Source organism: Lysinibacillus sp. GW247-5R2A, assembly GCF_059424475.1.
Window position 1 is genome coordinate 360,412 of sequence record NZ_JBWKZL010000001.1, and the last position, 11,912, is coordinate 372,323.

Below are 11,912 nucleotides of genomic sequence, written 5' to 3' on the forward strand. Positions count from 1 at the left end.
TAATCGTACTAGAAAAAGCAGGCATTCGCAATAATATATTCTGAAAATTATGTTAAGATTAAATTTATCTTGATTCGACATCTGTTTGAAACAAGATCACGCCTACTATTATGGAAAAAATAGCCAAGGCATAACTGGATGATTAGGAGGAATGTACATATGGCAATAGAAAAAGTACGCAGCCATTTAGCCCAATGGCATGTGGAACACAAAATACAAGAGTTAGAGGAGAGCTCTGCAACTGTTGAATTAGCAGCTCAGGCACTTGGCTGTGAGCCTGCTCGCATAGCAAAATCTTTATCCTTTCTTGTCAATGATGGTGCTATATTAATTGTGGCAGCCGGTGATGCAAAAATCGATAATGCCAAATATAAAGCAGTGTTTGGGACAAAAGCAAAGATGTTAGGCAAAGATGATGTGGAAGCTATGATTGGTCATGATGTTGGCGGAGTTTGTCCCTTTGGTGTGAATGAAGGTGTTGTTATTTATTTAGATGAATCCCTTAAACGGTTTACAACGGTATTTCCTGCATGTGGCAGTAGTAATTCTGCGATTGAGGTTACTATTTCTGAGCTTGAAACCTATACGCCCTATGAAGAATGGATTGATGTCTGTAAGGGCTGGCATGATTAGACGAACAAAAATCGGTGAAACTTTTCAACAGTCTCACCGATTTTTGTTCGTTATTTCTCCTATTCTCTTTCATCAATGAAAAAATCATAGAGCTTTTATGATTGCTTTGTCACAATCTTTTTACCATATGTCATATAGCGCCAAAGCTTTTCAAATGGACCAATGGAAAAGAATTTGAACCAAATCATGCTAAAGATAATTTGGATGATAAAAATAATGCTTGCGATTACTACAATATCTGAAGGTGAAACGACTTCTAAGCCCATAATCGAGATGATGGCCATACCAATAAAGCTTTGGGCTAAATAGTTGGTAAATGCCATTTGTCCCACTCGTCCGATTGGCTGAAAAATTTTCGCTATTTGTCGATTCTCTAAGATAGTAAATAAACAAGCTAAATAAAAATATGTTGTCGGAACTACTCCTAAACCAATAATAGATTGTAACTGTTGGTCATCAGCTTGTGAGGCAAACCATATCCATAGTGAAAAACCAATAAAGAATGGGCCTGTAACAAGAAGCAGCCATTTTATTTTTTGGATATGAGCGCCAATATGACCAATCCAACCAACTTTCGCTACTAAAAATCCACTTAAAAACATGATAAATATAGCGATAGCATCATTCCCTAAAAGACCTAAAATAGTGGCCATTATCGAACTAGTTGGCATATACATTTGACCTACTATAGCAAGAATATGAAGTGTAATGATTGTAAAAAGCCATTTACAAATTGTTGAAATTTTCGCAGAGTAAAATGGTAGCAATAAAAAACCAATAACTGCATAGATAGCTAAGATTGAACCCCAAAACAGGAAAATATGAATGATACCAATAATCAATAATGCAACTAAACGTCTTGCAAAGCGTCGTTTTGGTTTATCCCCGCGAGCTTCTGCCCGAGATGCAAAAATATAAAAACCAACACCAAAAAGGAATGAAAAGATTGAAAAGAATTTTTTTTCAATAAAGATATCAATAAGTGAATCAATCACACCATTGATGCCACTATAATCAGGCATAGGGCCGCCCTCTATTATGACCTGATAGGCGCCTACATTAATAAATAAAATGCCAAATAACGCTAATCCTCGAATAATGTCCAAGGAAAGAATTCGTTCTTTTTGTGTAACGGATGGATTCATGTTCAAATAACTCCTTATCTTTTATGCTATAGCTAGCATAACTCTTCATCCTTACAACTATTTTTTTTTAAGCTTACAGGAACCTTACAAATCAAAAGATTAACTTTATAGTTTTTTATCCGATTCTCCCGAAAAAAATAACATACTTTATAGTAAGAACATAGTAGAAAAGAGGTTTCTCCGATGAAAAGAAATCGCAAATTTGGTTTTTGTTACCCGGGCTATCGATACTGTGGACCTGGTTGCTCGGGACCAGGTCAGCCCACAAATGCTGTGGATAGTTGCTGTAAACAACATGATGAATGCTATGATCGTTACGGTAGCATAAGATATTGTGATGAACTATTTCAGCAATGCCTCAGACCTCACATGCAGGCACCCAATAAGATGGCGAGAGATGCAAGACTATTCAATCGGGTATTCGAACTACGTAATCGATTCTTTTAACAATGAAGCTCACGTTCTGTTGAAAACAGCGTGGGCTACTTTTTTGTATAAATCGCATATTTCTGTGGAGCTGTAAAGCCGAGCTTTGTCCCTAAATAAATGGATGCCGTATTGGAGATATCACAATCCCAGCAAGGCTTTAGCTCATTGGCCAAACAATGATTGATAAATGTTGTTGCGATCAAACTAGCCAATCCCTGACCTCTATACTTCGAATCTGTCATAATATCAATTTCCGCATAGTCATTTGATTTAAAAATAGAGACGGCTTCACTGACGATTTGCTCATTATGTATGAGACAAAAGCCAAAACCATTTGTCAGGAAATGAGCCGTAGAATCCCAATATTCATCATAGTAAGCAGATGTAAACTCCATTGCGTTATTTATATGATGTTGAGTAATTGGCATGACCTCAAAATTGGATACTTCTTGCTTGTCCGTCCCACCATACAAGCTTTTATCAAATGTAAAGGTATAGCGTTCTAATTTTCTAAGCTGCCCATTTAAAAGTTGTTCAATTTTAGTATTCCATTGCTCTGAATAAGAAAATAAGGTAAAGCGTTTCCCTTGCTCTACAGATTGCTCGAGGCAAATGGCAAGCTGACGGTCAATCTCAGTTGTAGTTGAATCACCATATACAAAATAAATTCCTGATTTTGTGTGTATTAGGAGTGTTTGAAAAGTAGCTGTATCTGCATAGACTGTCCCTTCTATTAATTGATCAAGAATACTATAAACAAATGTTGGAGCCCTTAGAATGTTTTGTTTAATAATTGGATAATGATTCGCTGTAACTTTTATCACGACGTTTTCCCCCTTTTATTGGCATTAAGTACCTTATATTTTATAATAAAATATAGATCTAGTTGAAGGGACTGAATGATGCACAGATAGCAATATTTTTCATCCAACATCATTAAAATCTTGGAGGTAAAAGTATTGATTGAATGTATGGACACGGAAAGATTATTATTACGCAAAGTGGCTAGTGCTGACGCTAAAAGTTTATGGGCGATTTGGTCAGATCCTGCTGTGACCAAATTTATGAATATCTCAAGCTTTACACACGAAGAGCAAGCGCTAGAGATGATTGACTTACTCAATCAATTAGCTAATGAACATAGGGCCATTCGCTATTCTATCATTAAAAAGATAGGCAATTGTATCATTGGCTCCTGTGGGTTTAATAACGTAGATTTCGATAAAGCTACCGCAGAAATCGGCTATGACTTGGCGAAGACTCAGTGGGGTAAGGGCTACGCCACAGAAGCTATTATCGCTTTAATCGACGTTGCTTTTACACATTTGGAGATGACGACAATTGTAGCAAAGGTCGATGCCGCGAATAGTAATTCCATCAAAGTTTTACAGAAATTGAATTTTATTTTACAGGGCTATGATAGCACTGAAGAGCATTTACAAGTATACACACTATGTAAAGGGTAATATAGAAGGCTAATAATGGATATATAACCATTCTTAGCCTTTTGCTTAATGATACATGCCGTGATTAATTTTCCCCGTCACCTTTTCTATTTGTACCTCGAATAACTCTATTTTAGGCATAATTGGATAGCCCTCTTTTTCAAATGTCCATTCAGGATTACCATACTTCTCTAAAAGCGCATCAAAGAACCATTCCTTCCTTGATTCCTCTTCAATTCTTACAACTTGTCCAAATAGCACTACACTTTGGTAGACAAGTGCAGATTGACAAGCGTATTTTTTCCCTGGGTGTAAATCGCCCATTTCACTTACTTCTATACTGATTTTGGGGTTTTGTTTAATATTGGACCAAAAATGGCTTTCTCGGATATTACCGATATGCAAATAAAGTGTATCATTTCCTTCATACACATAAATAAATGGAATTACATAAGGGTATCCTTCCTCATCAACCGTCGCAACATGTGCTACTTTCCCCATCTTTAAAAATTGCTGTGCTTCATCATTAGAAATTTCTACCCGTTTATTTTGTATCATACCTCTTATCATACTTTAACCCCCCTCACCAAAATATGGATCGATTTAAATAAAATCGTTTACACTAAAACATATATATATTTTACATCTTTATGATACCTAAAAAAGATATTTTTTCTTTCGACAATAAGTAAAGCCAAGAATGCATTTGTTTAGCATTCTCGGCTTTATTTTATCGTTATTTAATTGGAATCCAAATTTCTGAGTATGAATCAGGACTATATGCATCTTCTTCAGGGTACACCTCAAGCTCCGCTGTTCCTGCTGGCTCATATGGATTGGATGGGAACCATTCTGAATATATTTGTTTCCACGTATTTTGCATGGCATCTGGCATAGGGCCATGTACCTCAAATACAACCCATTTTGATGCAGGCACTTCCATTGTTAATAGATCTTCTCCTACATCCCCTTCATGGTTCGTAGCAATCCAGTAATCAATGAAACCCTGTTGTCCTTGGCTTGTATTTGGTACACAAACGCCCAGTACCCCATTGATATTGCCATTATTTAATTGATATAGCTGCTGATCGAAGGCACTCTCATTGATTTCCTGCCAGAATAATGGAATTTCTCGAGTATTCTCTCCATCTTGGCAATTGTACGTTCTTTTTACCCCAACAACTTGAAACTTGTCTTTTTCTACGATTTTATACTTCATTGGTTCTGCTCCCTTCAAGCTTACCTGAATAACCAGGCGATTGTATGATTGTAATGGTCCTTGCCTCTTTCTCGCTTCACTCGGCGTTACATAATGCTGTTTACGAAACGCTTTTGTAAAGGCTTCAGGAGTTTCATAGCCATATTTGTAGGCGAGATCGATTATTTTTTGATCTGTATCCATTAATTCCTGAGCTGCTAATGTTAATCTCCTCCGTCTTAAATAATCCGCAATCGACATATCCGTTAAAATTGCAAATGTTCGCTGAAAATGAAAGACAGATGAATTAACCTCCTGTGCAATTTGTTCAATGGTTATGTTTTCTAATAAATGATCTTCCATAAAATTAATGGCTTTTTGAATCGACTCAATCCAACTCATTGCTCTCACTCCCTGATAACATCTTAAAATAGTTCATGCTTTCCAGCCTGTCTTTTTATGCTAACTTTGGACAGGTACATTTAGAAGCAGTTTTTCATCACGATCATAATTCTTAATTTCGTACTTTACATACGCTTTTTACTCTTTCTCCTCTAAATTCCATTGTACTAAATATCGAAATATATTGAAAAATAACAATAATATATTTATAATAACGGACAAGACCTTTATTATCCTTAAATAAAAGGAGGGTAATGCTGGGATCTTTCCAAAGGAGGAAGAAATATGATGAATGTTTTACATACGCAAATGAGTGCTAGTAAACGTAATTTTATCTTTTCATTACTGTTTCTAGCATGGTTAGTCGATTCATTAACATTGTTCGGCATGAACGTGGCGATTATTCCAATCAGTAAAGAATTACATTTAACACAAACACAAAGCGGCATGGTCATCAGTAGCTTTTGGCTCAGCAGCGCACTAATGACATTGGTTGCTGGATGGGTATCTGACAAGTTCGGGTCAAGGAAGATCATTGTAATTGCAGTGTTCATGATTTCCCTCTTCTCCCTACTGACTGGGATGATTGGCTCTTTTATGGGTATTTTAGTTATTCGCTTTATTCTAGGTCTAGGGGATGGCGGTTTACCAACAGGTAGCGGCGTGGCCATTACGGAGATATTTAAAAAAGATGTTCGGGCTCGGGCAAAGTCGATGCTACTAGCGGCTCAATTAATCGGTGGTGTCCTTGCTTTATATTTAGCTGGTTTAATTGCAGATACTTGGGGATGGCGCACTATGTTTTACCTTATTGGTGGTGTGGGTTTAATCGTCACTCTTTTACTCTTTAAGTATTACAATCCACCAAAGCTTGACAAGCAACAGGACGCAGCTGTGGGTAATTCGCCTGATCGTCCAATAAAAGAACTTTATAAAAGTTCATTTTTATGGATTCTAGTCATCATGTATTTTTGCTCAAGTACTGTCCATTGGGGCTTCTCCTCTTGGTTACCTTCCTATTTGGAGCAAACTCAACATTTAAATTTACGAGAAGTAGGATCACTTGCCATGATTCCACAAGCCTGTGGATTAATAGCTGCAATTGTCACAGGGTTCTTAATTGATAAAGCTTTGGCTGGAAAAGAAAAAATAATCGTTTTAGTTGGTGCGATAGTGTCTGGCATTTGCTTATATTTGATGTTTAATGCATCTAGTATTCAAGTAGCTATTTCCTATCAGAGCCTTTTCTCCATTGGTGATTCAGCAATTTCAATGGCCATACTAGCCATTCCTCTTAAGTATGTTGCACAACGAATTATTGGTTCGTTTTTAGGAATGATGTATTTTGCTAGTGGTATGGCAGGCTTTATTGCACCAACAGCTATGGGTGCTCTAATTGATGGTTTCGGCGGATCATTCCAAGCCGCATTCTTCTTCCTTATTGGAGCCTTGGTGATCGTTATAATTTGTGCTGCATTATATAAAATTCCGTCTAAGAATAGTAGTTTAATTGATCAATCTTAAAATATGGTAAATAGGGGTGAGTTTCTTTGACTAGTCAAAGTAGATTATCGCAAATTATTGAGGATAAACGAGAAAAGTTAATTGAAGTCAGTAATCAAATCTGGGAATATGCTGAAACAGGTTTTGAAGAATTTAAGTCGGCCAAGCTATTATGTCAAACATTAGCAGAGGAAGGATTTGAGGTGGAACAAGGTGTGGCCAATATTGAAACCGCCTTCATTGGTTCTTTTGGTAGTGGAAAACCCGTCATTGCATTTTTAGGCGAGTTTGATGCTCTTACTGGTTTAAGCCAAAATGGTGGAATAGCGCAGCCTAATCCACAACAAATTGGCGGCAATGGGCATGGCTGTGGTCATAATTTATTAGGTACTGGCTCTCTAGCGGCAGCCATAGCACTCCGTGATTATATGCAAGAAAATAATATAACTGGAACAGTACGCTATTACGGATGTCCTGGTGAGGAAATTGGTGGTGGCAAAACATTTATGGCCAGAGAAGGCATGTTTAATGATGTAGATATTGCCCTATCTTGGCATCCAGGTACGACGAATAATATTATGTCTGTTGCGACCCTTGCCTGTTACGAGGTGTATTTTAAATTTAAAGGAAAAAGTGCTCACGCAGCTGCTAGTCCACACTTAGGTAGAAGTGCTCTTGATGCTGTAGAGCTTATGAATATTGGCGTTAATTATTTACGCGAACATATTATTCCAGAGGCACGTGTACATTACGCCATTACGAATACAGGTGGTTCTTCTCCAAATGTCGTACAAGCAGAGGCAGAAGTATTGTATTTTGTTCGAGCTCCAAGAGTATCTCAAACAGACGATATTTATCAGCGTATCTGTGATATTGCTCGTGGTGCAGCCCTTATGACGGGCACAGAGCTAGACATTGATCTTGCCTCAGCTCTCTCGAATGTAATTCCTAATACAACATTGGAACAAGTTATGTATGATAACTTTGTAAAATTAGGCACACCATCCTATACAGATGCGGAGCTTCATTTTGCGGAGGCTATTCGCGAAACATTATCTGAAGAGGAAAAGAAAATGGATGTTCAGAGAAATCAAAAGCTTGCTGGGAAAGCAATAGCTGATGTCATCGATCCGTTTATGTCCGATGCGTTTATGGCTGGCTCTACAGATGTTGGTGATGTTAGCTGGATTGTCCCAACTGCTCAATGTATGACGGCATGTGAACCACTAGGAACACCGCTTCATACTTGGCAAATTGTAGCTACAGGGACAACTTCATTGGCACATAAAGGCATGCTTCACGCGGGAAAAATTTTGGCTGCCACCGCACTAGATATTCTTCAGCAGCCTGAGCTGATTGATCAAGCGCAAGCGGAATTGGTTGATCGCCGTGCTGGCGAGGTGTATACAAGCCCTCTTCCATCAGATGTTAAGCAATACAAAATTCGTTCTTAAACATAAAGAGAGTCCCTGTTACAAGGACTCTCTTTTACAATGGAAAAATTTTATAAACCTTGCGTGGACGTCCTCTTGTATGAGGTTTTTCCTCAGCAACTACTTCAGCGAACCCCTTTTCCTCAAGTGTCGTTAATATTCTACGGGCACTTCTTGCAGGAATTTGCATATAGGTGGCAAGTTCATTGGCATTCAGTTCATCACTGGCTAATTTTTTCAACGAGGACTTCAATTTATTTAAGGTCATGACACTAAGTGTAGTTTCTTGACTAAGTGTTTCTAATTGTTCTGACGTATAAGAATAGGTAAGCTGCTCTGGCTTGCCTAATGGTCCCGCTATTTTTTTATTATCAAAACAAACCATCCATGAACCCTTTCCACATTCCTTGGCACGAAGGAGGGCATTACCCGCATTTATCTCTGCATCATAAACCGTTTGTCCAATGCCAATTCCACAAGTCATCGCCTCTTGATCTAGCATTGTGAAATCTTCCATATCAGGCATTTGGCTAAAATTCCTCGTAATGTCTTCCATTAATCCTCTAGTCGTAAATATGATATAACGCCCAAAACTTGTGGACTTAATGGAGCCATGAATACTTTTTGTATAGCTCAGTAAATGCTCCATCATCTTTAGCTCAATTCTAAATAGCTCATTCGTTGAGAAGTTATCCTTAGCCATCTCTAAAAAAGGATCAATCTCAATAATTTGAACAGCAATTTGTGTAGCCTTATACCGAAGCATTTCATATGTCCGTAGCATATTTGTAATAACCGCCTCTACTGCCATAGAGGATGGAAACAAACGATAAGTTGGTACACCAAGACGTTGTAATTCATGATGTATAGGATGCCCTGTAATGGCTGCCTTTGTTTGACCACTTTCCCACAGTTTAAAATGGTATTGGACAAGTTCATTTAACGAAATCGTGTCTGACTCAACAAACTTTGGTTTTTCCTCGATACCCGCCTCTACTAAAGCTTGCTCCCATGTAACACTATTACCAGCATCGAAGCTAATTTCATTGACCTCAATTTTACGTTCATATAATACTCTTAATACCGTTTTGTATAAGGATGAGCCTTTATAAACAACATAAAAAATAGGTGTTTCTAGCTGATTCCAGCTTTGTACAATATTATATGTAATTAGCCCTGTACATAACCACATATCCATTTCTTCCATAAGTAGCGGAGTTATTTTCTCCTCTAAATGCTCTTCTGTTAGACATTCTATCGATGTACAGATAAATTCTGGCCAATTTTTCAGGACAGATTCAACAAATTCAATTGAGTCTGAAGGACCTAAAAGACCTAATCGTATTTTCAAGAATACCCCTCCTCTGTTCAATCCACATGAAAAATTTGATAATTATATTATATCAAAACAATATAGAATGCATATACATTTCATATAGAAGCTATTACATGATTTACAACAATACCATTTTAAGTAAACATAAAATTGACAAGCTAGTTGGGAGGTTATTCATTTGGTTAAATGGCAAGGCTCTGCCGCTATTTGTATGAACGCAGAAAATCGTCTATTAATGGTTTTGCAAGGTACAAAGGAGGAAGAAAAAACTTGGGCTGTACCTTCTGGTGGAAAGGAGGCAATGGAAAATTTTCAGTCATGCTGTATTCGCGAAGTATACGAAGAAACAGGCTATACAGTTACTATCCTAAAGGAAATGTATAGAAAAAATAAGGCAGATGTAGAAGTCCATTACTTTGAAGCCGTCGTCATTGGCGGACAAATGACCATTCATGATCCTGACGAATTAATTTATGATATCGCATGGCAATCTAAAGATGATGTCGCACGACTAGCATTGACATTCCCAGAAGATCGACCATTTCTCTTATCTCTATTTCCATAAAAAAAGTCACGTCTTCTCGACATGACCATCCTTTTACATATAAAATTAATGGCTATTCTCGTCTGGATGTTGATAAATAATTAAGGCAGAATGGATGACCGTTTGTTCTCCGATATAGAGAGTATTGTATTTGATATCAAGTATGAAGAAGTAACTTAAATCTAATAAAGCCCGATTAATATCATGTTCAAATTGCACAATATCGTTGTTTTGAATTGTCACAACTTGAGTCATTTGTGTCATTGCCCACACCCCTTTTCTTTAATAAAGGGTATGAAAGTCAATATAAAAATATTGGAGCTTTTTAGCTCCAATATTTTTTAGTACATCGTTAAATATTCCTCACGCTCCCAGTTATGGACCCGTGTGCGGTATATATCCCATTCAATTTCTTTGGCAGCATTAAACTTTTCATAAATATGATCACCTAGTGCATCTCGTACAACTGAATCCATTTCTAATTCAATTAACGCATGCTCTAATGAAGAAGGTAAGCTATCAATGCCATTTAATTCACGCTCTGGACCTGTCATTTTATAAATATTGCGATCTACCGCTGCTGGAGGCGTTAAATCCTTGCGTATGCCATCAAGCCCCGAAGCCAAGATTACAGCCATTGCTAAATAAGGATTCGCTGCTGGATCAACTGAACGTAATTCAACACGAGTTGATAATCCTCGAGCTGCCGGTATACGAATAAGTGGTGAACGGTTTTGAGCAGACCACGCAACATAGCATGGAGCCTCATAGCCTGGGACTAATCGTTTATAAGAATTAACAAGCGGATTCGTAATGGCCGTAAATCCGTGTACATGTTGGATGATTCCTGCCATAAAGCTACGAGCTGTTGCACTTAATTGAAGTTCTGCGTGTTCATCATAAAATGCATTTTTATCCCCTTCAAATAATGATAGATTAAAATGCATACCAGAGCCGTTAACTCCGAATAGTGGCTTCGGCATAAATGTTGCATGTAGCCCATGCTGTGCAGCAATTGTTTTTACGACTAATTTAAAAGTTTGAATATTGTCGCATGCTTCAATGGCACTAGCATATTTAAAATCAATTTCATGCTGTCCAGGTGCTACTTCATGGTGAGAAGCCTCAATTTCAAAGCCCATCCCTTCTAGCTCTAAAACAATATCCCGACGACAATTCTCCCCTAAATCTGTCGGAGCTAAGTCAAAATAACCTCCGCTGTCATTTAGCTCAAGTGTCGGATGCCCCTTTTCATCCAGCTTAAAAAGGAAAAATTCTGGCTCTGGGCCCAAGTTAAAGGAAGTGAAACCTAACTCCTCCATTTCCTTTAAAACGCGCTTTAAATTGGAGCGTGGGTCTCCTTCAAATGGGGACCCATCTGGCCTTGCAATATCACATATAAGGCGTGCCACCTTACCTTTTTCAGCTGTCCAAGGAAAAATGACAAATGTATTGAAATCTGGTCTTAAATACATATCAGATTCCTCTATACGTACAAAGCCTTCAATCGAAGAGCCATCAAACATAACCTTATTGTCTAAAGCTTTTTCTAATTGACTCACAGGTACTTCTACATTTTTAATCGTTCCTAATATATCAGTAAATTGTAGGCGAATAAACTTCACATTTTCTTCCTTTACTCGGCGTATAATACCTTCTTTTGTATAATGTTTCATTTTCCACCACTCCAATGTAAATTTAGTTAACACATTTTTTATAACTGCTTTTAAAATACATCATTTTATTGTTATTAGCAATATGTACGTAAGGTTTTATAACATCGTTTTTTTAGAATATATTTATCTTGAATTTCGATACATAAAAAAAGGCGTACCCATTTACTA

The 11,912-nt window shown here is 37.5% G+C and carries 13 protein-coding genes; 6 read left to right on the top strand and 7 right to left on the bottom strand.

Annotated elements, in window-relative coordinates; translation table 11 throughout:
* Positions 1-159: 159 nt before the first annotated feature.
* Complete coding sequence (locus AC07YC_RS01765) at positions 160-633, top strand: YbaK/EbsC family protein (RefSeq protein WP_008174582.1); 474 nt, start codon at positions 160-162, stop codon at positions 631-633.
* A gap of 95 nt (positions 634-728) precedes the next feature.
* Here the strand turns inward: AC07YC_RS01765 and AC07YC_RS01770 are convergent, their stop codons facing one another.
* Entirely contained in the window at positions 729-1,778 is a 1,050-nt protein-coding gene (locus AC07YC_RS01770; RefSeq protein ID WP_494918232.1) for a DUF418 domain-containing protein, read from the bottom strand.
* A 183-nt stretch (positions 1,779-1,961) separates the two neighbouring features.
* Between AC07YC_RS01770 and AC07YC_RS01775 the strand changes: the two genes are divergently transcribed.
* Positions 1,962-2,225, top strand: coding sequence for a Parvovirus coat protein VP1-like protein (locus tag AC07YC_RS01775; RefSeq protein WP_336634223.1), 264 nt, complete (start codon positions 1,962-1,964; stop codon positions 2,223-2,225).
* Between the two features lie 35 nt (positions 2,226-2,260).
* Here AC07YC_RS01775 and AC07YC_RS01780 read toward each other — a convergent pair whose 3' ends face one another.
* Complete coding sequence (locus AC07YC_RS01780) at positions 2,261-3,031, bottom strand: GNAT family N-acetyltransferase (protein ID WP_494918233.1); 771 nt, start codon at positions 3,029-3,031, stop codon at positions 2,261-2,263.
* 135 nt (positions 3,032-3,166) lie between these two features.
* Between AC07YC_RS01780 and AC07YC_RS01785 the strand changes: the two genes are divergently transcribed.
* Positions 3,167-3,673 carry a GNAT family N-acetyltransferase gene (locus tag AC07YC_RS01785; RefSeq protein ID WP_494918234.1) on the top strand — a complete coding sequence of 169 codons (507 nt, stop codon included), beginning with the start codon at positions 3,167-3,169 and terminating at the stop codon, positions 3,671-3,673.
* 45 nt (positions 3,674-3,718) lie between these two features.
* Here AC07YC_RS01785 and AC07YC_RS01790 read toward each other — a convergent pair whose 3' ends face one another.
* Positions 3,719-4,222, bottom strand: coding sequence for a pyridoxamine 5'-phosphate oxidase family protein (locus tag AC07YC_RS01790; RefSeq protein WP_494918235.1), 504 nt, complete (start codon positions 4,220-4,222; stop codon positions 3,719-3,721).
* A 166-nt stretch (positions 4,223-4,388) separates the two neighbouring features.
* Positions 4,389-5,252 carry an AraC family transcriptional regulator gene (locus AC07YC_RS01795; protein WP_096363786.1) on the bottom strand — a complete coding sequence of 288 codons (864 nt, stop codon included), beginning with the start codon at positions 5,250-5,252 and terminating at the stop codon, positions 4,389-4,391.
* 285 nt (positions 5,253-5,537) lie between these two features.
* On the opposite strand from AC07YC_RS01795, the gene AC07YC_RS01800 reads away from it, so the two are divergent.
* Positions 5,538-6,776, top strand: a complete 1,239-nt coding sequence (locus AC07YC_RS01800) for an MFS transporter (RefSeq protein WP_494918236.1) — start codon at positions 5,538-5,540, stop codon at positions 6,774-6,776.
* Between the two features lie 26 nt (positions 6,777-6,802).
* Positions 6,803-8,209, top strand: coding sequence for a M20 family metallopeptidase (locus AC07YC_RS01805; RefSeq protein ID WP_494918237.1), 1,407 nt, complete (start codon positions 6,803-6,805; stop codon positions 8,207-8,209).
* A 34-nt stretch (positions 8,210-8,243) separates the two neighbouring features.
* On the opposite strand, the gene AC07YC_RS01810 is transcribed toward AC07YC_RS01805, so the two are convergent.
* Complete coding sequence (locus AC07YC_RS01810) at positions 8,244-9,539, bottom strand: helix-turn-helix domain-containing protein (protein WP_336634229.1); 1,296 nt, start codon at positions 9,537-9,539, stop codon at positions 8,244-8,246.
* 196 nt (positions 9,540-9,735) lie between these two features.
* Here AC07YC_RS01810 and AC07YC_RS01815 point away from each other — a divergent pair, with 196 nt between their 5' ends.
* On the top strand, positions 9,736-10,089 hold the full coding sequence (locus AC07YC_RS01815) for an NUDIX hydrolase (protein WP_494918379.1): 354 nt from the start codon (positions 9,736-9,738) through the stop codon (positions 10,087-10,089).
* A 45-nt stretch (positions 10,090-10,134) separates the two neighbouring features.
* Here the strand turns inward: AC07YC_RS01815 and AC07YC_RS01820 are convergent, their stop codons facing one another.
* Together AC07YC_RS01820 and glnA are read right to left on the bottom strand one after the other, a co-directional pair.
* A complete protein-coding gene (locus AC07YC_RS01820) occupies positions 10,135-10,332 on the bottom strand; it encodes a hypothetical protein (RefSeq protein WP_494918238.1) in 198 nt (65 codons plus the stop codon).
* A gap of 77 nt (positions 10,333-10,409) precedes the next feature.
* Positions 10,410-11,744: a type I glutamate--ammonia ligase gene (glnA, locus tag AC07YC_RS01825; RefSeq protein WP_494918239.1), complete on the bottom strand. Its 1,335-nt coding sequence runs from the start codon at positions 11,742-11,744 to the stop codon at positions 10,410-10,412.
* Positions 11,745-11,912 lie beyond the last annotated feature (168 nt).